The sequence below is a fragment of the Sporomusa sphaeroides DSM 2875 genome (genome assembly GCF_001941975.2).
In the GTDB taxonomy this organism is placed as follows: domain Bacteria; phylum Bacillota; class Negativicutes; order Sporomusales; family Sporomusaceae; genus Sporomusa; species Sporomusa sphaeroides.
Map to the genome: position 1 here is coordinate 900,659 of NZ_CP146991.1, position 25,162 is coordinate 925,820.

General features: G+C 51.7%; 9 protein-coding genes. All 9 read left to right on the plus strand.

Annotated features, from left to right (window positions below):
* Window positions 1–6 precede the first annotated feature (6 nt).
* Complete coding sequence (locus SPSPH_RS03945; protein WP_075753433.1) at window positions 7–5,529, plus strand: non-ribosomal peptide synthetase; 5,523 nt, start codon at window positions 7–9, stop codon at window positions 5,527–5,529.
* A gap of 55 nt (window positions 5,530–5,584) precedes the next feature.
* On the plus strand, window positions 5,585–6,661 hold the full coding sequence (locus tag SPSPH_RS03950) for a hypothetical protein (RefSeq protein WP_075753435.1): 1,077 nt from the start codon (window positions 5,585–5,587) through the stop codon (window positions 6,659–6,661).
* 46 nt (window positions 6,662–6,707) lie between these two features.
* Complete coding sequence (locus tag SPSPH_RS03955; RefSeq protein ID WP_075753437.1) at window positions 6,708–8,894, plus strand: AMP-binding protein; 2,187 nt, start codon at window positions 6,708–6,710, stop codon at window positions 8,892–8,894.
* On the plus strand, window positions 8,884–17,373 hold the full coding sequence (locus SPSPH_RS03960; protein WP_075753439.1) for a hybrid non-ribosomal peptide synthetase/type I polyketide synthase: 8,490 nt from the start codon (window positions 8,884–8,886) through the stop codon (window positions 17,371–17,373). Before SPSPH_RS03955 ends, SPSPH_RS03960 begins: the two co-directional genes overlap by 11 nt.
* A 3-nt stretch (window positions 17,374–17,376) precedes the next feature.
* Complete coding sequence (locus SPSPH_RS03965) at window positions 17,377–18,147, plus strand: thioesterase II family protein (protein ID WP_075753441.1); 771 nt, start codon at window positions 17,377–17,379, stop codon at window positions 18,145–18,147.
* 72 nt (window positions 18,148–18,219) lie between these two features.
* Complete coding sequence (locus tag SPSPH_RS03970) at window positions 18,220–19,518, plus strand: O-acetylhomoserine aminocarboxypropyltransferase/cysteine synthase family protein (RefSeq protein WP_075753443.1); 1,299 nt, start codon at window positions 18,220–18,222, stop codon at window positions 19,516–19,518.
* Between the two features lie 247 nt (window positions 19,519–19,765).
* On the plus strand, window positions 19,766–21,718 hold the full coding sequence (locus tag SPSPH_RS03975) for a TonB-dependent receptor plug domain-containing protein (RefSeq protein WP_083945387.1): 1,953 nt from the start codon (window positions 19,766–19,768) through the stop codon (window positions 21,716–21,718).
* Window positions 21,719–21,877: 159 nt separating this feature from the next.
* Window positions 21,878–23,269: an MATE family efflux transporter gene (locus tag SPSPH_RS03980; RefSeq protein WP_075753445.1), complete on the plus strand. Its 1,392-nt coding sequence runs from the start codon at window positions 21,878–21,880 to the stop codon at window positions 23,267–23,269.
* 140 nt (window positions 23,270–23,409) lie between these two features.
* Window positions 23,410–25,161, plus strand: coding sequence for an ABC transporter ATP-binding protein (locus tag SPSPH_RS03985; protein WP_083945388.1), 1,752 nt, complete (start codon window positions 23,410–23,412; stop codon window positions 25,159–25,161).
* Window position 25,162: the final 1 nt, after the last annotated feature.

Below are 25,162 nucleotides of genomic sequence, written 5' to 3' on the forward strand. Positions count from 1 at the left end.
ACATTCATGTTGCAAAATAGTAAGGTCAATGTTGCGGCTAATCAGTTATTGATACGCCTTCGCCAGAGCGGCGTATCGCTATGGGCGGAAAATGGAAAGCTTCGCTACCGGGCACCGCAGGGTGCACTCGATGACAACGAACTTTTAGCATTGAAAAATCATAAAGCAGATATTCTGCATCTATTGGCAACAGATGCGGTGGCTGTTAAAGTTACGCCTGATCCCGCGTCCCGCTTTAATCCTTTTCCGTTGTCCGATGTCCAGTCTGCCTATCTGCTGGGGCGCCATGAGGCATTTGGCTATGGCGGCGTGGCTTGCCATATTTATCTTGAACTGAATTATCCCGAGCTTGATCCTGTCCGGGTCCAGAAGGTTTGGAATCAGCTCATATTACGCCACGACATGCTGCGGGCGGCAATTGATCCGAGTGGTTATCAGCAGGTGCGGGAACAAGTACCCGGACTTACCGTCGCCTATACCGACGTCAGTGCCTGGGACAACGTCAAGGTAGCGGACAAACTTGCCGAGATCCGTGAAGAAATGGGACAGCGGATTTATGATACCGCCGGATGGCCTTTATTCGGTATTGGCGTGACTAAGACGCCAGTGGGGGCTGTCTTACATTTTTCTATTGAATTGCTTATCGCCGATTGGACTAGTATTTGGCTGCTTATCTCGGAATTTGAAGCCCTTTACGCTGATCCCGCGTGCAGACTGCCGGAGCTTACGCTCAGTTTTCGTGACTATCTGCTGGCCGAACGCGGCGTGAAAGAAACTATGGCGTACAGCAGGGCTAAAGATTACTGGTTACAAAGGCTTGATGAGCTGCCGCCGGCTCCGGATCTGCCGCTAGCCAGACCCAATAGCACCGGTAAGGCGCATTTCCGGCGCCGTTACCTGCAGATGGATACTTCCTTGTGGAATGGATTCAAGCAGCAGGCCCAAAAACGGGGCGTGACGCCCACGGCGGCGGTAATGGCGGCCTATGCCGCCGTTATTGAGCGCTGGAGCCGCAACAAAAAGTTTTGCCTCAACCTTACCGTTTTGAATCGCATGCCTTTGCATCCGCAGGTTAATGACATTGTTGGCGATTTTACCGCGGTTAGTTTGCTGGCTGTGGACTGGTACGCCGGCCAATCTTTCTGCGAGCGGGCCCGGCAAATGAATAAGCAATTGTTTGCCGACCTTGATCACCGCTTATTCTCCGGCGTGGAAGTGTTACGGGAAATAGCGCGTAAGCGGGGACGGGAAGCTGCTCTAATGCCGCTGGTTTTTACCAGTGCTATCGGCCTGCTGGAGGCGGCAGCAATGAATCAGCCGCAGGGTAAGGTTGAAGGGCAGGGAATCAGTCAAACGCCGCAGGTCTTTATCGATTGCCAGGCGATGGACGGGCCATTCGGCCTTAGGGTTAACTGGGATATCAGAGAAGGTGTTTTCCCCGACGGCATGGTTGACGATATGTTCGCCGCCTTTGAATCCCTGTTGTTTTCCCTGGCAGGAACCGAGCAGGCCTGGGATGCGGCTGAGAACGTGTTTTTGCCGGCATGGCAGCTATGTGAGCGGGAAGACAGTAACGCCACCCAAACTCCGCTGGCAGCTGGTTTGCTGCATAGTGAAATTCTGGAACAGGCCGCTGCTGCGCCGGACCGACCTGCTGTTATTGACGGTGAGAACCGGGTGACATACGAAGAACTTTTGCTACGCGCTTCGGCAGTGGCCGCAAGACTAAAAGAATTAGGCTGCAGAAATCAGGATAAAGTCGCAATCATTATGGATAAGTCTGTGCAGCAGGTGGCAGCGGTGCTGGGAGCCTTGGCGGCTGGAGCGGTATATGTTCCGATCGACACAATTCAGCCGGATTTGCGCCGGATGGCGATACTGGAGAAAACCGCAGTCCGTTATGTGTTGACCTGCTCGGGAACGCGGCTGAATCTGCCGGAACACATTGCGGTAATTAAAGTGGACAAGTTAATGCCGCACCCGGAAAATATCTTAACAGCAGAGGGTGATCCCGATACACCGGCGTACATCATTCATACTTCGGGCTCGACCGGACAGCCCAAAGGGGTTGTAATTACACACCGTGCAGCGGTCAATACCATAAAAGATATTAACAAACGTTTTGCCGTCAGCCGGGACGACCGGATTATCGGCCTTGCCCAACTGGGATTTGATTTATCGGTTTATGATATTTTCGGCATTCTGGCGGCAGGAGGAACCCTGGTTTACCCGTCCGCCGACCGTCAGACCGACCCATCTCACTGGGCGGAACTGATGGCTGAACATGAAGTGACTATCTGGAACTCTGTACCGGCCCTGATGCAGATGCTGGTCTCCTATCTGCATTCTGCCCCGCAAATCAATCTGGAAAAGTTTCGCCTGGCTATGCTTTCCGGCGACTGGATTCCGTTGAATCTGCCGGATATGCTTATCAAACGCGTACCGTCTGTACAGGTGGTCAGCCTTGGCGGCGCCACCGAAGCGGCTATCTGGTCAATTTATCATCCTTACCAGGGATTGCAGCCAAACTGGAACAGCATACCGTATGGACGCCCGCTGGCCAATCAAGGATTCCGTGTTTTGGACACAACGCTGCGGGATTGTCCCGTATGGGTGACCGGGGAACTTTATATCACCGGTGCAGGTCTGGCCGAAGGGTATTATGGGGATGAAAAAGCAACCCGGGAAAAATTCTTCCCCCATCCTGTCGATGGACAGTGGCTTTACCGCACCGGTGATACGGGCCGCTATACTCCCGGTGGTGAAATAGAATTTCTCGGCCGCGAGGATACGCAGGTAAAAATCAAAGGGCACCGGATTGAACTCGGGGAAATAGAGGCCGTGCTGCAAAAGCACCCTGCGGTTGCTGCGGCCGGTGTTGTTGTTGACGGCTCAAATCAGGACAGGGCGTTATTAGGGGTGGTTGAGACTGCCTTCCGGTCAGGACGGGAGATTGCAAAAGATCAGGAACAGTTCGCCGGTTTGATAAGTGGAATCAGTGAACAGGCCGGTTTTTTGACGGCTGAACTAACCAAGGATGTTGTCGAAGCGGCCTATGCAAAGCTGGATAGAGCGATTCTGCACTCTATGCTGTGCGCCCTGATTCGTTTAGGATTATTTGCCGGGCCGGAAAAGTATTCGGTTGAGGATATTTTGAAAAATGAAGGCATCCAGCCTAAATACCATTGGCTGGTACGGCGCTGGCTGGCCAAACTGACGGAAAGGGGTTATCTGCTGGAGCCGGCAGCCGGACATTTTAGCTGCCCCCAGAGGCCGGCCGCCGAAAGCGTAAACCAGTATTGGGAAGAAGCGGAAACAGCCTGGGTTAAGGAGCTTGGCTCACCGGGCTTTGCAGCCTATTTGCGCAGTAATGCGGAAAATCTTTTGGAACTGTTGAGCGGGCGGCAGGATCCGGTTGCCCTGCTTTATCCTCAGGGCAGGCTGGACTATGTGGAAGCGCTGTATTCCGGAAACATCATGGTCAACTACCTGAATCATTGCATCTGCACGCTTTTGGAACGCATTGCCGCAAGCCAGCCGGGAAAAACGCTGCGTATCCTGGAAGTCGGGGCCGGTACGGGAGCAACTTCGGCCAAAGTGCTGAGCCGTATGGAAGGGATGAATGTGGAATATCTATTTACCGATGTTACCGCCTCGTTTATTCCCAGAGCAAAAGCACGCTTCGAAAGAATTGCGGGAGTACGGTTTGGTGTCTTTGATGTTGACAAAGATTACCGGGAACAGGGGCTGGCACCGAACAGTTTTGATATTGTGCTGGCAGCCGGGGTGTTGGAAAATGCCCGTGATATTCCGTTTACCATGGGCAGTCTGAAAGACCTCATTTGTCCGGGCGGCTGGCTTGTATTTACCGAACCGACAGAAGAACACGCCTGGATATTGGCTTCACAGGCATTTATGATGACCCAGCCTGCTGACCGGCTGCGGTTAGAACACTCTTATCTGAATAAAAACGAATGGCTGCAGGTATTGAAAGAATCCGGGGATGAGCCAATTTTGTCCTTGCCGGCGGCAGAGCATAAACTTTCAGCGTTGGGCCTGCATTTGTTTGCCAAACGCATGAAACAGGACCGGGTGCCATTACAGGCGGCGGAATTAGTCGATTATATCGCCCGGCAGTTACCGGCGCATATGCTTCCTACCCATTTACAGGTTGTTGACGCTTTGCCGCTGACCGGCAACGGTAAAGTGGACAGGCGGGTGCTGGCAAAATGGCGGCCTAAGCCGATAACAGAAGTAATTGCTGCACAGGCCGGTGAAACAGCTGCGGATGACCTGGAACTAAAATTGTCCCGGCTTTGGTCCGAGGCATTGGGGATTCCCGCTATCGGCCGGAAACAAAACTTTTACGAACAAGGCGCCGATTCTCTTATTATGGCGCAAGTTGCCGGGAAAATACGTGAAATCCTTGCCGGTGAGAGCCCCGAAAGTGACATACCCTTTGATGCGTTGCTGCGCCAAATGCTTAATTACCCAACCGTAGCCGAACTGGCGGAATTCATTCAGTCTCAAACCGGGGAAAAAGCAGAGCATGCCATTTTGGCTTCTCCCGAATTGCCGGATCAGGTGGCGGGCAATGCCGTGCTTACATCCTACGGCGGCGGTGACACCGGTCCCTTAAGAGTCGTTTTTCATGCTGCTTTAGGCACAATGAATTGCTTCCGTTTGCTTTTAGGCCATTTCGATCGCCAGACCATCGGGCCGGTCCTCGGCATTACGGTTAAAGATGCTCAAAAATATTGTGCGCTTGCGCCAGACCGGCTTGTCGAAACGGTGGCAGATGATTATGCCGGAGAATTACTGAAAACTGGGCATAAAAAAATGCAGCTTGTCGGTTATTGTCTGGGAGGTTTATTTGCCGTTGAGGTTGCCAGGCGTTTGCTGGAAAGCGGGATACAGCTGACCGATATGGTTTTGGTTGACAGCCATCCTGTGCTGTTCGATGTTCAGGACGATTTGGTTATTGAGGCTTTGTTTGTTCCTAATCTGCACATCAGCCTGGCGCAGGCCGGTTTCGGTGAAGCTACTCAGGATGAGTTTATTCTTGGTTTTAAAAGCATTATCGAGCGCACCGGCAACTATGTTCCGGCCGGGGCGGCGTGCGCCATTGCGGGTGATAATGGGTTGACGAAAGTGGGCGACATATTCCGAAAAATGGCAAGCTTTAGTAAGCGGGAGCGTTTTACCGCCTATGTCAACGCCATGGCCCGGTTTACCGGCGAACAAATGCCGGTTGACATGGCAGAAGGCTTATTTGCGGCCTATCGGCAAAGTTTTCTTGGCAGCTATTTTAAACCCCGGCCCTACATGGGCGATATCCGCTATTTGCGGGCCACCGGGTCATCCGGGTTTATGCCGGGTGCCCATGAAATGACACTGGAGTTCTGGCGCGAAATCTGCCTGGGAGACTTAACAGTCACCGATATCGGCGGCAACCATTTTAGTTGTGTTGAGGAAGAGCCATATGCCACTGATCTTGCCCGGCTAATCGCGTTACCGCTGGTAAAGTAACCCCGACGGATTCTTTCCCGCCAGCGCCGGCAAAACGGCCGGCACTGGCGGGAAAATGAAGTTTATCGGTAAAGGAGTGATTTTTATCAATAACCTTAAGGCGAAACGCTGCGTAAGATGTCTGGCCGTGGAGGCGCGGAGTAAAGGAACACTAATTGGTGATGACGGCGTATGCAATCACTGCAAAATAAACCCATCCCGCTATAACCGGATGTCCTGGGAGGAAAAGGAGCAGAAATTCCTTGAGCTTATCCACGCGGCCAAAGGTAAACACCGCTATGACGGTTTTATTATGATGAGCGGCGGTAAAGACAGCACTTATCTGGCTCTAAAACTTAAAAATGAATATAAGCTGAATCTAATGGCCATGTCCGTTGATAACGGCTTTGAATATCCGGACTCCTTTGACAATGCCCGAAAAGTATGCGACAAACTGGGAATTCCCTATATCATTCTTCAGCCCGATATGCGTCAATTGCGTAAATTCTACCGATATATTATAACGGAAAAACATCTCCGGCACGACGATTACAGCCAGATATGCCTGTACTGCGGAAATTATCTGAAACGCCAGGTTGACATTTATGCGGAAAAATTTGATGCGGCCTATATTTTTTCCGGTTATAACCCTGACCAGGTAACGGAGCTTGGGGAAGCGGCCATTGTGGAAGCCGATCCGGGGCTGGCTCAATATCAGCAAATGATCAAGAGAACACTGGATGAAAAAATGCAGGATGCCTATCAGTATACTTTGCAAAAAAATGATCCGGAGCTAGCTGCTTGCTTTGAACTGCCGCGAACGAAAATCCTGTACTATTATCAGCATTTTCCGTATGATCCGGTTCATATGCTTGCTACAATCCGGCAAGAGCTTGATTGGGAACCGATAAAACGGTTCAGCAAAAACTATCTCGTATCCGGCTGCCAGCTGGTTTGCACGTTAGTGCACCTTTGCCAGCAAAAAAATATACCGGATTATATTCAAAAGGAGTTCTCGGCGCAAATAAGAAGGGGTACCCTTACGAAAGAGCAAGTTGAGAAAGTAATGGCGGAAATAAAGTTTTCGAATGAAGAAATTGACGAAACACTCGCCAAACTGGATCTTACCTGTGCGCAAATGCTCACGCTTTAATTTTCTATTGGACAGGCAGTGTCATACTTAAGAAAGGGAGAAGGATATGACAGACGACAAAACCAGGAAGATACAAGAATATGCCGGCTCTGTCGCTGAGATTCTGGAATTCAGGGCGCGGCACACTCCGGATAAAAATGCCTATGGCATGCTGGACGCAGTTTTCCGGCTAACGGCAATCACTTATGCGGAATTATGGGCAAGAGTAGCGGCTCTCTCCTCCCGGCTGCCGGCGCAAATTGCCGGGGAACGCTGCCTGCTGATGTTTCAGCCGGGAATCGATTTTATCGTGGCGCTCCTGGCCTGCAACCATAGCGGGGCAATTCCTGTTCCTGTCAATATGCCGGGGCGGAATAAATCCCTGGTCAAATGGGAGAACATCGCCGCCAATTGTCAGGCCTGTTGTATTCTTACTGACAAAGCCGGTCTTGATACTTTCCCGGACATACTGAAGCCTTCCGGGGTATTAGCGGCCCTGCCGCTTTATGCGGAACAGGCGGGTATTGTTGCCGGCACCAGTCCGGGCTTTAATGAACTTGCGTTTTTGCAGTACACATCCGGTTCTACCGGTGATCCTAAAGGGGTTATGGTGACTCACGCCTCATTGCTGAATAACCTTAAGCAACTGGCTGACAAGTTTAGGATCAACGAAAATAGTGTTATGGTAAGCTGGCTGCCCTTTTATCATGATATGGGCTTAATCCTGGGAATTCTCCAGGGGATTTATTCGGGCAACCGAGTCATTTTAATGAATCCGGCCGACTTTATGCAGCAGCCGCTGAACTGGCTCCGGGCAATTTCCGTCTATCAGGCGACGCATACGGCGGCACCTAATTTCGCCTATGAACTGGCTGCCGCCAAACTGGCCAAATTGCCTCCTGACGAGGCGAAAGATATTTCCCTGCAATCACTGACAAGAGCGGTTTGCGGTGCTGAACCGGTTAACTTAAATACCATGCTCAAGTTTAATCAGGCGGCGCGTCCTTTCGGGTTCCGGGAATATACACTGTCGCCGGGATACGGGCTGGCAGAGGCTTCACTGGTAGTATCAGCCTATCGGCCGGGACAAAGAACCGGCTGGCTGAAGCTAGCTAGAAATGATTTGCAGAACGGCCTGGTTTCCGTGTTGGACCGGGGTTATCTTGATTACACGCAGCAACAGGCGGATGAAGCTGCAGCCGGCTCAATTTATTTGGTCGGCAACGGCTTCGTTATTGACGGACACCAAGTGTCGGTCAGAAATCCGGAAAGCGGGGCCGAACTCGGCAACCAGGTCATCGGTGAAATCTGTTTTGCCGGAGAATCGGTGACCCGGGGTTACTGGAACCGGGTGGAGGAAACCAACGCCACTTTCCCGGTTGATGAAAAGACCGGCCGGTTTTTTCTCAGAACAGGCGATCTCGGTTTTCTGGATACCAACGGTGAACTGTATATTACCGGCCGGATCAAAGATCTGATTATTATCCGGGGTATGAATTATTATCCGCAGGACATTGAACGAACCGCCTTTACCGCCCATCCCGATCTCCGTCCGGATGGCACCGCCGCTTTTTCGGTCGTTCAGGCCGGCGAGGAACAACTGATATTGATCCAGGAGGTTAACCGGCCGGCAGTCAGAAAGCCGCAATGCGATCAATGGGCGAAAAAAATCAGGGCCGATATACTAAAGGTTCACGGCATTCTCGCGGAGAGTATAATTTTTATTCCGCCGATGCATGTTCCCCGTACCACCAGCGGCAAAATCCAGCGTAACAAAGCCAAGGCCATGTACTTAAACCGTGAGTGGGATAAAATCGTGGGCATCTCTTCCCTGGAAAATTCGGAAAGAGCCCCAGGTGCGCAACCTATTACCAGCCGGGAAGAGCTGGCTGACTATATTACCGGACTTGTCGCCCGGCAGCTTGCCGTACCGGCAGGCGAAATCGATCGCAGTCTGCCGTTTACGGAACTTGGCCTCAATTCCATGATGACCCTGTCGGTTCGCAGTTCACTGGAGCAGGCAATGGGTTTCTCCATACCATCCGTTGCGCTGTTTAACTACAATACAGTGCAGCAAATGAGCGACCATCTGTTTTCGCTTAAGAATGGCAGCGTAAATCAGTCTTGGCCGGTCCGGCAAGCCGGTGTCGGGGATAGCGCTGTTTTTCCGGAAGCAGAATACGACCATTATTCGGAAGAAGAACTTTTGTCACTTCTGGCAAAGGAAGTGGGAGGGGAGGATAATGCACACTGAAACAACGGCGCTGGTTAAAAGCGATATTATTAAAAAAGCACTGATTGAAATAAAACAATTAAAACAAGAGTTGCATTGGCTGCGTGACAGCCAACATGAACCCATTGCCGTCATTGGCATGGCCTGCCGTTTTCCGGGTGGCATCACCAATCCGGCAGAATTCTGGCAGGCGCTGGTAGAGCAGCGGGATCTGATTGGAAGTGTTCCGGCCGGAAGATGGGAACCGTACCGCAGTAACAACCCGGGCAGCCCTTACCTAGAGCAAGCCGGTTTCTTACTGGAGGATATTGAAGCCTTTGACCACCGGCTGTTCCGGTTTTCACCGAAAGAAGCGGAACGGACCGATCCCCAGCAGCGGCTCTTTTTAAAAATATGCTGGGAGGCGTTGGAAAATTCGGGTTATGCCCCGGACAGGCTGAAAGGCTCTAAAACCGGTGTTTATGCCGGGGTCAGTTTGCCGGACTACCTTTATGCCCTGCACCTTGACCAAAAAAACAATTTGATCCTTGAACCAGACGATATCACCGGTAGCGGTTTTTCGTTTTTGTCAGGCCGGGCCGCGTATTTTTTCGGTTTCCAGGGACCCGGCATTACGTTGGACACCGCCTGCTCCTCCTCGCTGGTTGCTGTAGATCAGGCCTTGAAGGGACTCATGGCCGGTGACTGCGATATGGCGATCGCCGGCGGCGTAAACCTGATGTATTCACCGGCAACCACCGAACTGCTGGCCACGCTCAATATTTTGTCTCCCGACTGCGTAATCCGCAGCTTTGATGCCAAAGCCAACGGCACGGTACGCGGTGAAGGCGGCGGTGTGGTAATCCTGAAGAAACTGGCTGCCGCTTTGCGAGACGGTGACCGGATACACGCCATCATCAGAGGCAGCGGTGTAAATCAGGACGGGCCGAGCTCCGGGCTGACCGCTCCTTACGGACCGGCGCAGGAAAAACTGATTAACGATGTGTGGCGGCGCTGCCGGCTTGATTGTCATGATATAGGCTATATCGAGGCCCACGGTACCGGCACGGAACTGGGTGATCCGATCGAAGTGGCAGCTCTGGCTAATGTTCTCAAGGACAGAACGGCACCGGTTTATCTGGGAACCGTGAAAACCAATATCGGTCATCTGGAAGCGGCGGCCGGCATTGCCGGACTTATCAAGACCATTCTCGCAGTCGAGAATGGCGTTATACCGGGAAACCTTCATTTTGAAACGCCTTCGCCGCATATTGAGTGGGAAGAGGTTCCGATAAAAGTGCCGGCACGGACGCTCACCTGGGAAACCGGTCCGGACAAACCACGCATTGCCGGTGTCAGTTCCTTTGGTCTCAGCGGCACCAATGCGCATGTGGTTGTTGAGCAGTACTGCGGTACAGCTTTGCCCCAAGGAAAAAGCAGCCGCAATTGTGATGCAGACAGGCCGTTTCCTTTCAAATTCAGTTCGGTTACCGAACAGGGACTCTGCAGGCAGCTTGAGGCCTTTCTCTCCCATCTGGAAAAGGCACAGCCGCAGGACGAGACCGGCTTGGCGAATTTATCCTACAGCTTAAATAGCATCAAGGCCGATTTGCCGGTGAGAATGGTCATCTGGGCCCGGTCTGCCGGCGAACTGAAAGAAAATATCAAACAGGCCCTTGCCGGCCGGACCTCCGCTGCCGTTAGCCGCGGCAGCACGGCGAAAAAAGTCGTCTTTTTGTTCACCGGGCAAGGTTCGCAATATCCGGCAATGTTTGCCGATTTTTACCGGGAAAATCGCATCTTCCGTTCCTGCCTGGACGAGTGCAATACCTATTATCAGGCAATTACCGGCCAAGATCTGAGAAAAATTATTTTTTCCGGCGGCAGTTGCCTGCACGAAACGCGGTATACGCAGCCGGCACTGTTTGCCGTTGAGTATGCCCTGGCGCGGTTGTGGCAGGAATACGGCGTGGAACCGGTATTAATGGCCGGACACAGTGTCGGTGAATATACGGCGGCATGCCTGGCCGGTGTGTTTACTCTTGCTGATGCCGTTAAGCTGATTACGGCCAGGGGTGAACTCATGTATTCCCTGCCAAGATGCGGCCGGATGGCAGCGGTACTGGCCGGCAGGGAGACGGTAAGCAGCCTGCTGGCAGAAAAACAATGCGTTACCATTGCTGCGACCAACACTCCCGGACAAACAGTCATTTCCGGGGATGAACGGGAAGTGAACGAGGTCTGCGATGCATTGGCAGGACAAGGCATCAAGACAGTTCCCTTACAGGTGTCGCACGCTTTTCATTCCCCGCTCATGGCACCCATGCTTGCCCGTTTCGAGGCTGTTGCGCAGGAGGTGAAATATTCTGCCCCGGTGAAAAAGCTGCTTTCCAATGTGACCGGCGGTCCGGCCGGTGAGGAAATAGGTTCCTGGCAATACTGGAGTCGGCACATTCCGGCGGAAGTCAGATTTTATGACAGCATCCGGTCGATTGAAAATCCCGGGGAATATGTTTTTCTGGAAATAGGCCCTGCCCCTGTGCTGACGGCTATGGTGGAATGCATTTGCGGCGACGGGGCGGATTGTATCGTTACCAATTATCCGGACATGCGGACCGGGGAGCAGTTGGCAAGAAGCCTTTTTTACCTCTATAACCGCGGCGCCGGCATTAATTGGCAGCAATACTATGCGGATTCCGGCTGCAAAAAAGTCGCCGTACCGAACTACCGGTTTACTGAAAAACATTTTGGGCTTGTGCCCATAAACAATGAACCAGGTTGCTTTGATAGCCCTGACCGCCCGGCTTCAGCCGGCGGGACAGCTTTGCCCGGCAGTTATCGGGCCGGGCAACCGTTTGCCCAGCCGGCTGAAGTAAAGCACTATGTCCGCCAGGCTTTGATCCGGGAACTGAAAATCGCGGCAGAAGAACTGGATGACAACCAAAACCTGCTCTTATACGGTCTGAACTCCATTGTCGCCACCAGACTGGCCGCGCTATGGCGAAGTGAACTGGCGGTTTCGCTGCAGCCGGGCTTGTTTTTAAGCAACTGCACGGTAAACAAATGGGCAGAAATTATTTATGAAAAAACAACCAAACCGGCAACTGACGAGGAAGCAGCCATATCTTTTCTTGCCTGCCCGGAGAAACGGTACGAGCCATTCCTTCTCAATGAGGTTCAATACGCCTACTGGGCGGGCAGAAACCCCGAGATGGACTGGGGCGGAGTCGGTTGCTACGCGAGTTTTGAGATCGATATGGACAGTCTGGAGCCGGAACGGTTCGGACAGGCGCTGCGGGCATTAGTGCAGCGGCATGAAATGCTGCGCGCCGTCATTTCCCCGGAAGGGACTCAGACAATCCTGCCTGTTGGTTCTTTGCCGCTAACCATTTACCGCCAGGAAGCAGTTCAGGACCTGGCGGCTCATCTTAAGCTGGTGAGGCAGGAAATGTCCACCCAGGTTATTCCTCTCGGCAGACCTATGTTTGATGTCCGTCTTACCGAAATGGACACAGGCCGGTGGCGTATTCACTTCGGTATTGATTTTCTGATTGCCGATGCCTTGAGTCTGTATATTTTCTGGAAAGACTTAACCTGCCTGTATGCGGGCGAACAGTTGCCTGTACTGGAAGTTTCCTACCGGGATTACCTGGGTTATACGGCCGGGCGCCGGCAAACCCGGCAGTATGAACTGGCGAAAAAATACTGGCAGGACAGGGTCGGGAATTTTCCGGCACCACCTCAGTTGCCTGTCAATCTGCCGGCCGGTAAGCCGGCAGCCGGTAAATTTGTTCGGCGGCAAAAACGGATCGACCGCACTAAGTGGCAGGCTTTTGTACAGGCGGCAGCCCGCCAAAATCTGACACCTTCGGCAGCCCTGCTCAGCCTGTATGCGGAAGTGCTTGCCGCCTGGGGGGCAGGCAGCCGCTTTGCCGTGATGCTGACCGTATTTGACCGGGAAAGGGTTCATCCCCAGATTGATCAGATTATCGGTGATTTTACGCAACTGATGCTGGTTGAAATCCGCCGTGAACAGGTTGCTGCCTCGCGGAATGCGGCTGCTATCCAGGCGCAAATGCTGGCCGATATGGAGCACAGTCATTATTCGGCCATCCAGTTTGTGAAAGAACTGAATCACCGGGAAAATTCCCGAGGACGGATGTATCCCGTAGTATTCACAAGCGCTCTCGGCATGCAGGAACTGCCTGATGCTGCCGGTCCGGCAAGCTTTTTGGACAATATCGGCTGGACAATGTCATCCACCCCCCAGGTCTGGCTGGATCATCAGGTGTACCCTGAGCAGGGGGGCGTCGCTCTCTCCTGGGATGCGCTGGAGGCCGTATTTTTGCCGGAAGTGCTTGACGCCATGTTCGAAGCCTATACCGGGCTTGTCGAGCGGGCGGCAGAGGAGGAAACCTTTTGGTCGGAAACCATAAGCGACCTGCGTCCTGAACGCCAGCGGCAGGTTCAGCAGCAGGCCAATAACACCGGCCGGGAAATCAAAAACAGGCTGCTGCATGAGGGTATCCGACGTCACGCCGCCAGCGCACCCGAAAAAGCCGCTGTTGTGTCCGACGACCGGTTGTACACTTACCGGGAGTTAATTAACCGGGCCGATCAGGTCGCCGAATTGCTGCAGGAACAGGGAATTAAACCAGGTGACAGGGTCGCGTTGCAGATGAAAAAATCCTGCGAGCAGATTGCGGTTGTGCTCGGCATCGTTCAGACCGGCGCCGCTTATATTCCTATGGCCTGCGATCAGTCGCCCGCCCGGACGCTGGACATTCTCCGGCAGGCGCAGGCAACCATACTGTTTGTGGACGACAGGCTGGCTTTGGGGGACGCAGTCATAAAACAGGTCATCCCGGCCCACTGGGAAGAAAAACGAGGCATATGGCAGGCGGTGGCAATCAAGCCGGCGGATCTGGCCTACGTAATTTATACTTCGGGGTCAACCGGAACGCCCAAAGGCGTCGCTATTTCACATCAGGCGGCCATGAATACCATTTTAGAGGTAAACCGTCGCTTTGAGGTGACCGCGGCCGACAGCATTCTGGGTGTGTCGGCCCTGAGCTTCGATCTTTCCGTCTATGATATTTTCGGCTTGCTGACAGCAGGCGGGACGCTGGTTTTGCCCACAGAGGCCGAGCGGCTGGACCCCAAGAGCTGGCGGCAGCTTTCACTGGCGCATAGTATCAGTCTGTGGAATTCGGTGCCGGCCCTGATGGATATATATACCGACTTCCTGCTTGGCAGCGGCGGCCAGGATACCGGCATCAGACAGATTATCCTGTCCGGCGACTGGATACCCCTTGGACTGTTCAGTAAAATCCGGCAGGCATTGCCGCATGCGAAACTGACCGGCATGGGCGGAGCGACTGAAGCCGCCATCTGGTCCAACTATTATGATGTTGAAGGCCTTGAACCGGACTGGAACTCCATACCTTACGGCTATCCGCTGGCCAACCAGTCATTTTACATTCTGGACGAATTTGGCCGGCCCTGCCCTGACTGGGTGCAGGGAAAACTGCACATTGCCGGCAAGGGATTGGCTGACGGCTATCTGAATGAGCCGGAACTCACCTCACGGGCCTTCTTTCAGCACGCGGCATTACAGCAAAGACTGTATGACACCGGTGATTACGGCCGTTATCGGCAAAATGGCATCATTGAGTTTCTCGGCCGCAAGGACAGTCAGCTCAAGATTAACGGCCACCGGATTGAGACAGGCGATATTCAGGCGGCTTTCGCCAAGTGCGGACTAACGGGAGAGAGTATTATTCTGCCTGTCGGCGACCGGATGGAGAGCAAAAAGCTGATTGCCTACGTTAAAGTCAACCCGGAGTGCTTCACCGAACCGGACCTGAAAAAACGTCTTAACGCCTATCTGCCCGGCTATTGCATTCCGGAAAGAATCATTGCTGTCAACGACTTTCCCGTTACTTCCAACGGCAAAATTGACAGGAAAAAGCTGCTGGAGCATTTCGCCGCTCTGCCTTCAGAGGCCCCTGCTCCCGCGAGTTGCGGCGTACCGGCGCAGCAGCCGGTGCTGCAGACAGTCCGGGAGACGCTAAACCTGGCGGATTTGCAGCCAAGTGATAATTTAGGCGACCTGGGCGTTTCGTCTATTGACATGATCCGGCTGGCCAATCGCCTGGAAGCCGCTTTTGGCGAAAGGCCTTCTGTCGGAGAAATGGTGGGCTACCAGTCGGTGGCCGAACTGCTTGATTTTTATCGGCAGCGGCATATCGGCTCCGGCGAAAACCAGGCAGGCCGGCTTCTGACCGACCCGCGGTTTTGTCTGTTTTCCGAGGAGCAGCTGCAATATCTCAGCAAGCTGGAACCGCTTCAAGCTTGCCGGCAAACGGCAAGCTTACGGCGAACCGACCTGGCTGACAACAAACGGATACCACTCAGTTTTGCTGAATCCGGCTTTAAACAGGAACAGCACCTTCAGCGCCAAAACAGTCATGAATTTCTGCCAGGGCCGCTCGACACCGCTTCTTTCCAGCAATTTTTGGCATTGTGCCTGCAGCAGCCTTCTGCCAGCGACAGCTATCCCGTCCAGATTTACCTGTCGGTATTTGCCGGCGGCATTGCCGGAATGGAGGCAGGCAGTTATTATCTGGATGTCGCCGATCATTCCCTGGTGCAACTGCACCGACAGACAATACCGCTGTCTGCCGATCCTGCAACCAGCGACAGTCTGAAGAATCCGGCGTTTATCCTGCATTTCGTTGGCGACCTGGCCGCCGTTTATCCGGTGTATGAAAAAGACGCGCTCAAATTTTGCTTCATTGAAACCGGCTTACTCTGCCAACGGCTTGAAACTTATGCCGGACTTTTTGATATAGGCTGCTGCCGGCTTGACGCATATGCATTTGAGCAATATCGCTCCTTGTTTGATGTAACAGCCCGGCATTGTTACTTGCATTCCCTGGCGGCCGGGAAAATCAATTACAAAGTGGAAAAACCGGAATTGCCGGAAGACTTCACCGCGATTTTTAAAGACATGGAACGTTTAACCGAAAAATGCCGCACGCAGGAGATTCAATTATGGCTTGAGGACGACCGGCTGAAGTTCAAAGCCCCCGCTGCTGCCATGACGCAGGAAATCCAGGCCGAACTGAAGGCCAATAAGGCAAGCCTGATCCGGTATCTCCGGGAGTTTACGGCCCAAAGCAATCCGGATTGCCGGCCGAGCAGGCAGGCTTTCAGTCTGACTCCTCTTCAGTTGGCATATGTTCTGGGGCGTTCGCCGGATTATGAACTGGGGAATACCAGCGCCCATTATTATGCAGAGTTCGAGTGCCCGGACATTGATCCGGTGAAGCTGGAAAACGCCGTAAATGAAGTTATCGGCAAGCAGGAAATGCTGCGAACCGTCATTTACGCCAACGGCACCCAGCAGGTACTAGCGGAACAGCCCCGCTTCAGCGTTCCGGTACAGCAAATTGACGACCGGCAGCAGCTCAGTGCCATTAGGAGTCAATGGTCGCACCATACTTATGAACTTGGCAAATGGCCGATGTTTCATATTCAGATCAGCCAGTTGGGCAATAACCTGTCGCGGCTTCACTTCAGTTTTGACTGCCTGATTGTGGACGGCTGGAGTGCGCAGCTGTTGTTCCGGGAAATTTTCCGGGCTTATTACGGCCATCCCGTTCTTGCCCCGGGTTTTACCTTCCGGGAATATATCAGCCAGGCAGCAGGCTGGCTGGAGGACAAAAGCTACCATCAGGCGGCGGCCCGTTACTGGGAAGAGAAAATCAAACATTTGCCGCCGGCACCGGCACTGCCGTTCATAAAAAACTTCAGTGAAATAATCAAACCCCATTTCCGCCGGCTGCAGTTTGTGCTGTCGGCAGCCGACGCACACCGGTTGCGGGAGCGGATAAAAAAATATCGTTTCACACCTTCGGCCGTTATTTGCACGGCTTATATGAAAGTTCTCTCCCGCTGGAGCAGCCGGCAGGACCTTACCCTCAATCTCACGCTGTTCAACCGTCTGCCGCTGCATGAGGATGTGCCGCACATTCTCGGTGATTTTACCAATATCGCCCTGATTTCCTTTTTTTCCGGCAGTTCTTTTGTCCGGGAAACCAAAAGCGTCCAGGAGCAATTGTGGCAGGCAGTTGAATACCGCACCTACAACGGACTCGACCTTTTACGCCGGCTTGCCAAAGATTCGCCGGGCAAGGCGGTGATGCCGGTTGTTTTTACCAGTTTGCTGTTTGGCGAAGCTGCCGGCGACACGACAGCGATTTTCCCACCGGCGCTGCAGGAAGTGTATGCCATCAGTCAGACGCCGCAGGTTGCCATTGATCACCAGGCTTACGAACGCGACGGTTCGCTGGTTTTGATCTGGGATGTTGTCGAGGAGGTATTTGCCGCTAACGTGGTGGAAGCCATGTTTGCGGCTTACCGGAATCTGATCGACCGGCTGATAGCCGGGGAAGACTGGGATCAGGAATTTACTGTTACCGGTCCGGGCAGCCCGGGCCAGAATGGAGAGGTTTGATCTATGCAGAGTACCAACAAATGGTTTCCTTTTGCCCATAACCGGGATGGCAGAAAACACAAACAGGTTTTTTGCTTCCATTATGCGGGCGGCAGTTCCGTCATCTTTAAACAATGGGCTGCTGCCAGCCGGCCGGTGGAATTCATCCCTGTCGAGCTTCCCGGCCGGGGGATACGGAGCGCCGAAGCCTGCCTGGAAAATTTCGACCAGTTAACAGAGCAGTTGCTGACCGGCCTGCTGCCGGCCGTCGATAGCCATCCCTTTTACTTTTTCGGACACAGCCTCGGTGCGGTAATCGCCTTTGAAGTGGCCTGGCAACTGCAAAGCCGTTACGGTCTCCATCCTGAAAAGCTGATTGTCGCCGGCCGGCATGCGCCCCACCGGCCGGACCCCTCAATATTTAAGAGCTATATGAACGATGAAGCGCTTATCCGGGAACTGAAGCGATTAAACGGAACGCCGCAGGAGATTCTGGAAAACAAGGAAATTCTCGGCTTCTTATTGCCCATGATCAGGAGTGATTATAAACTTCATGAGAGCTACCGCTACCGGGGCCAGAAGCTGAACAAGATACCGGTCGTCGCTCATGCGGGTAAACATGACCACGAAGCCAATGCTGCCTTAATGCAGCATTGGCGTGAGGCGACAGACGGTAATTTTGCACTCAAGGAATTTGACGGCAATCATTTCTTTGTGCAGAAGCTGGGCGAAGAGTACCTTGCAGAACTGATCAGGGAGATTCTACAAACTGACTATGATGAAAGGGGGGCCTAAACCGGTTGTAGTGCCAAGCATTTTCAGTAAGCTTACTATTGCCTTAAGGCAACAGGAAAGGAAGGATTAATTATGAGTAAAATTGATTCCAAACTACGGGAGGAATCCCTTGCCGTACATGCCGGTCAGGAAGCCGACCCTGTGACGGGTTCACGTGCGGTGCCGATATTTCAAACAACATCTTACTTATTTAATAATGCCGACCATGCGGCAAATCTTTTCGCATTGAAAGAACCCGGTAATATTTACACCCGCCTGATGAATCCGACAACCGATGTTCTGGAAAAACGGGTTGCCGCCATGGAAGGGGGAGTCGGAGCACTGGCCGTGGCCAGCGGTATGAGCGCAATTGCCATTGCGCTGCTTACCATCGCGCAGGCAGGTGATGAGATTATTGCCACCGATAATCTTTATGGGGGAACCCATAATCTTTTTAATCACGTATTCAGACGCTTTGGCATTAAGGTTAATTTTGTCCGGTCCAACGATCTGGAGGGCTTACAGCAAGCCGTTACCGCCAGAACAAAGGCAATCTATGCCGAATCCATCGGCAATCCGAAGCTTGATGTGACAGATATAGCGGCAGTTGCGGAAATTGCCCATGCCAACGATATTCCTTTCATTCTGGATAACTCAGTAGCACCCTATCTGCTGAAACCCTTTGCGTATGGAGCCGACATTATCGTGTATTCGGCCGGCAAGTTTCTTGGCGGCCATGGGACAAGTCTCGGCGGAATTATTGTTGATTCCGGCAAATTCAATTGGGAAAATGGCAAATTTCCGCTTATCGCCAATCCCGATCCGAGTTATCACGGCTTGAATTTTATAGAAGATTTTCGTTCTGCAGGCAATATTGCCTATATCTTAAAGGCCCGCGCCACTTTGCTGCGTGATCTCGGTCCGGCAATTTCACCGTTCAATTCTTTTCTCATTCTTATGGGGATTGAAACCCTGCATCTCAGAATGCCGCGGCATGCCGAAAATGCGCTCGCAATCGCCAAACACCTGGCAAAGCATCCGGCAGTTGAGTGGGTAAACTATCCGGGGCTTGATGACAGTCCGGAAAGAAAACGGGCTGAGAAATATCTTCCCCAGGGTTGCGGGGCAATCATCGGCTTCGGAATAAAAGGCGGTCTGGAGGCCGGCAAGAATTTTATCAACTCTTTGCAGTTGATTTCGCATCTGGCTAATTTGGGAGATTCCAAAACGCTGGCGATACATCCCGCCAGCACCACCCATCAGCAGCTGGCAGCTGCTGAACAGCTTGCCGCCGGTGTTACACCCGAATTTATCCGGCTTTCGGTGGGCATTGAAAATATTGCCGATCTCATTGAAGATATTGATCAGGCATTGGCAAAGGCAGTAATTTAGAAAAGCAACAGGTTTTAGCTTAGTGCGAGGTTGCTGATTAGACGCCAGAAGTAAACACAGGCTTGGATTTTAGGAACAGGAAAGCAGAGACTTTCGCTGTTCCTAAAATCCTTTTTGGCATAAAATTATCCTTTTTTGCGTGGAAGCAAGCCCCAAAATAAGGTATTATGATTTTGTTGTTATGATTATGATAATCAATATCAATTTGAACGGTAGGTAGCGAAGTCGTCAGAAGGAGTGTATATGGATGAAAAAACAACGAAAAAAAATAGTTTGCTCACTGTTAAGCAGCACCCTGATTTGGGGATTTTCGACCGTTGCTCTGGCGGAAGAGCCTGAGGAGCTGTTTGCCCTGGAAGAGGTAGTAGTAACGGCCAGCCGAATGCCGACGAAACTATCGGAGACAGCGGCAAATGTCACGGTTGTTACCCGGGATGACATTGAAAAAGGAAACTATACAAATGTACCGGAGATTCTGGGGCAAACCAATATCGTACTGGAATCGAACTCGGAAAGAATTCCTGAGAGTTCTCCGCTTATTAATGGTGATCACCGGGTATTAATTTTGATTGACGGCCGCAGAATCAACGCTAATACTTTTATGAACGGAACTCAATTTGGGACCATCAATATGAACCTTTTACCCAGTGTTAAGAATATTGAACGCATCGAAATTGTCCGTGGACCGGCTTCCGCCCTTTATGGCAGTGATGCGGCCGGAGGTGTTATTAATATTATCACCCGCCAGGCAACCCAAGAAGATACCACCGTTTACTCGGAATTTGGGAATTGGGGACTGCGCCGCTATGGTTTCACTACGGAAAATAAAGTTGACGGATTTGGTTATCGAATTGCTTACGAACATAAAGACCAAGACTATTTTGAGTACAAAGATTACAAAACAGGTGAAATCAAGCGGATGCCAAACAGCAGCATCGATGAGGACGCACTAAGCCTGCGTCTGGATAAAGAGCTAAGCGGCGGGCGCTCTCTGTCTCTGGCTTTTGACCATGACGACAGCCGGGACGGTTCTTATCATCAACCCCCCGGGATGCCCTATTATATGCCTGAGACCTATAAGAAAACCAAGGTGAATAATGTGGCCTTGACCTATAATTGGCCGCAGGGTGCAAGCACGGATAATATGTTTAGAATATACCGGAACGATTCTTCTTATCACTGGTATGACTGGGGCTATGCAATGTATCCCGTAGCTGAGAAAGAAAGATATATAACTGATAAGGTTTTCGGCGGAGAATGGCAGCAGACCCGGCGGTTGAATGATAAGCATACCCTGGTTAGCGGTGCCGATTGGCGCAGGTCTCATGTTAAATGGCTTGCCTACGACATTGATAATACCTTGTCCAATCGCGCAGTTTATCTCGAAGACCGCTGGAAATTAGATGATCGCTGGATCTTTTCCTCAGGCGTGCGCTATGACAAGACGAACACCTTTGGCGGCAAGGCCACCAGCCGTTTTAGCTTGAACAGGGAACTGGACAAGAACAGTAATGCCTATCTTTCCTGGGGGCAAGTGTTTAGAACCCCGCTGGCAAATGAATTATACGGCGGAGGCGGGGGCAGTGTCGGCAATCCTGAGTTGCGTCCGGAAACCGGGGATACGGTGACGGTCGGCGTCAATACCCAACTGTCTGACGATACCAAGATACAAGCCAGTGTTTTCAGCAGCCGTATTAAAGACGCTATTCGCTGGAGTCCTGATGCGAATAATCTGTACGCTCCGTGGACAACAGAAAATGTTGCCAATGAGAAGCGGCACGGCGGGGAAATCTCGTTGGTTCATGAGCTGTCGCCGCAGTGGAATGTGTCTGTCGGCTATTCCTATGTCAAGATAAAAATTAAAGAAAAGGATGAAATTGATTACCACGAAGATCCCGACAATGCCCAGCCACAGGGTTACCGTCTGCAGGTTGGCTATAACCAGGATAAATGGAATGCCGGTGTAACCCTGCGGGGGGCCACTGGCCGCGACCTACAGGCCTTTGCTTCCGAGGATTATTGGGTAGTGGACTTGAATGCCAATTACCAGATGGATCGTGACACCCGCGCTTATCTTAAGGTATATAACCTAGCCAATAAGGCTTATGATGTAAGAGGTTCTTATCGTGATATCAAATTGCCGGGCGCGTACCCTATGCCGGCCAGATATATAGCGTTTGGGCTTGAAAGACATATATAATACCGATGGTTTTAGATTTAACATCCGGCCTATACCTGTCTGACAAAGTATCGCAGGTGAGGAAGGCCGGCTGTAGTGGAGTGGATTGGAAATAGAGTTTCTCACTTGCTCGGCCGGTACGCCGGGTAAGTGAGATTCTGTACGCTAGGAGGCTGTTGATTGAATCACGCAAACGTCAATGAAAAAGAAAAACAGAAAATATTTATCTTGCATGAAAATCTGTGGAAGGTGATGGTTCAGTTATCCTGGCCGGCTATCATTGCCATGGTGCTTTATGGGCTAAGTATTGTCGTTTCGGCCGTCTTTGTCGGCCGGTATGTGGGAGAAACCGCTTTGGCAGGAGTTTCGGTGGTTTTTCCTTTAACCCAGATTAGTATCGGTGTCGGTTCACTGGTCGGTGTCGGCGCCGGTTCAGTGCTGAGCATTGCCATCGGCAGCCAGGACAAAACAACCCAGGAACGGCTGCTTGGCAATGTCAACTGCCTTTCCCTGATCGTAACTGCTCTATATATAATATTGGGGCTGTTATTTTCCACACAGCTGGTTCAGCTTATGGGCGGCAAAGACGAGGTATTACGGCTGGGCGATGTGTATTTTCGCATAACCCTGTTTGGGGGCTTTTTTTGGATTTACGGCCTGGCTGCTAATATGATTGTCAGAGCGGAAGGGAAAATGAAGTCGGCGGCAGTGATGATGGGACTTGGTTTGGTCGCCGATGTGGCAGCCAATTATCTGCTTGTTGTCGTTTTCAATCTAGGGGTGGAAGGTTCGGCCTGGGCAACCAATTTCGGCATGTTGGTTTATACCATCCTGGGCTGGCTTTATTTTGGCCGGGATTTCTCCTCGTTTAAAACCAAAACCTTCTCGCTTTATTGGGACCGGAATACACTAAAGACTATTCTTAGTCTGGGCATGTCTTCGTTTATCCTGATTTTGATGAGCCTGGTGCAGGGAGTGGTCGTATTTAACGCTCTTGCCCAGTACGGGACGGTCCTGGACATTGCTTTTTACGGTGTAGTTTACCGCCTGTTTACCTTTTTGTTAATGCCGGTTGTTGGCTTAATGCGGGCGTTGCAGCCGGTTGTCGGGATAAACTATGGTGCCGGTCAGTATGAGCGTGTTATCAGTGCCTATAAAATATTTACTGTTGCTTCTGTAGCACTGACATTGCCTTTTTGGGGCATTTCTATGCTTGCGCCGGAGTTTGTTCTGGGTTTTATGCTGACAGGGCAAGTGTTTACCGGCAATCAACTGCTGTATTTCTGGATTTATATGGCGGTGTTACCGCTCCTGTCCTCCATTTTCATGGCGATGACATTTTTCCCGGCGATTGGCAAAGGGAAACCGGCCGCTGTAATCGGCATAGCCAGGCAGTTGATTTTTTATATACCGGTTATGCTGATTTTGCCGAAATTCATGGGAGTTGCCGGTGTTTATACCGGCTCTTTGGCAATTGACGTAGTAATTGTTTTATGGACGATGGTCATGGTGAAAAAAGAATTTACGGCCCTCAGAGCACAGGCTAAACCGGCTGCCCTGCATTTTTCATGAGTGCCGCCGGACTCTGACCGGATTGGGAGCAGCAGATGCAGCAGGCAGAAACTCAATCTGCAGCATCTGCTGAGTTTGACGGAAAAAATTCAGAAAGGATAATGAAACCGCTATGGTTTTCCATTATATGAGGTGCAAACATGCGCGAGATTATGAATGTGTACGCCTATGCCCAGGAATTTAAAGCAGAGATGATCAGGGCCATCACTTTTCTTACGACAAGTGTTATTATGGCGGTTGTTCCCTATTTTTTTATCTATCATATTATTATGCGGTTCAGCGGTGAAGACCGGCTTACAGTAGGTTATCTGGGGGGGATGGCAGGACTGATTTTGGTCAGCCTGGTTTTAAAAACTTATCTGCATGGCCGGGGGTTGTCTGTCTCGCATCGTTTGGCGTACAACACGTTGATGGGGATGCGCAAGAAAGTAGCCGATAAACTGCTGAAGATGCCCATGGGAGCTATCCAGCGGCATAGCACAGGCAGCCTGAAAAAAAATTTCGTCGAGAATATCGAGGATATGGAGATTATTTTGGCGCATGCCATGCCTGAGGGGATATCCAACCTACTCACTTTGATCATTATCACCGCAACCCTCTTTATTCTTGACTGGCGGATGGCGCTCTTAGCACTGGCGGTACTGCCGATCGGCCTGATTGCGGTGTATATGATGGTCAAAGACGGCATGAAACGGATGGGACCCTACTATCAGGCCTCCAAAGAAATGAATGAAAATATTATCGAATATATTGCCGGAATGGAAGTCATCAAGGTTTTCAATCAGACGACCACCTCGTTTAAGAAATATATTACTTCCGTGAGTAACTATAAAAAGTACACGCTTCACTGGTTTAAAGTATCCTGGAATTATATGACGGTTTACAGCATCATCCTGCCTTCGACATTACTGTTCCTTCTGCCGGTAGGGACCTTATTTTACTTAGGCGGGTCGCTCTCGCTGGGGACGTTTGTCCTGGTCATTCTGCTGGCCATGAGCATGGGGCTGCCACTGATGCGGCTGGTGGAGTTTCTGCCGATCTTCCCCCGCCTCAGGCAGCAGGCGCAAAAAATTGAACAGCTATTTACCGAGGAGGAGCTGGTGAGCGGTGTAAGCCAGGCCGCGCCGCAAAATTACAATGTTACGTTCGACCGGGTGACCTTCGCCTATGATGATAAAGAAGTGCTGCATGAGGTGTCTTTTGTCGCCAAAGAAAATACGGTGACGGCGCTGGTCGGGGAATCCGGGGCCGGCAAATCGACGCTGGCCAAGCTTTTGGTCCGGTTCTGGGACATCAAACACGGTGCCGTTAAAATCGGAAATGTGAATATCAGGGATCTGCCCTTTGCTACCCTTATGAATGCCATCAGTTATGTATCCCAGGATATTTTTCTGTTCGATACGACGATTATGGAAAACATCCGGATGGGCCGCCCCAGTGCCACTGACAGTGAAGTCATCGCTATGGCCAAAATTGCCCAGTGCCATGACTTTATTCTGGCAACCGACCTCGGCTACCATACAGTGGTTGGCGGTGCCGGTGATAAATTATCCGGCGGACAGCGCCAGCGGATTGCCATTGCCCGGGCCCTCTTAAAAAACGCGCCCATTGTGGTGCTGGATGAAGCCACCTCGTTTACCGACCCGGAGAATGAGGACAAGATTCAGGCGGCCTTAAACAGTCTGATCCAAGGCAAGACGCTGATTGTAATTGCGCACCGGCTGTCGACTATCGTGGACGCCAATAACATCATTTTGCTGGCCGACGGCAGGATAGCGGCTCAGGGAACACATCAGGAACTGCTGGCGGCATCCCCGGTTTACCAGACCATGTGGCAGGCGCATCAGGACGCAATAGACTGGGATATTGCCGGTAGGGAAAGGAGTCGATAAC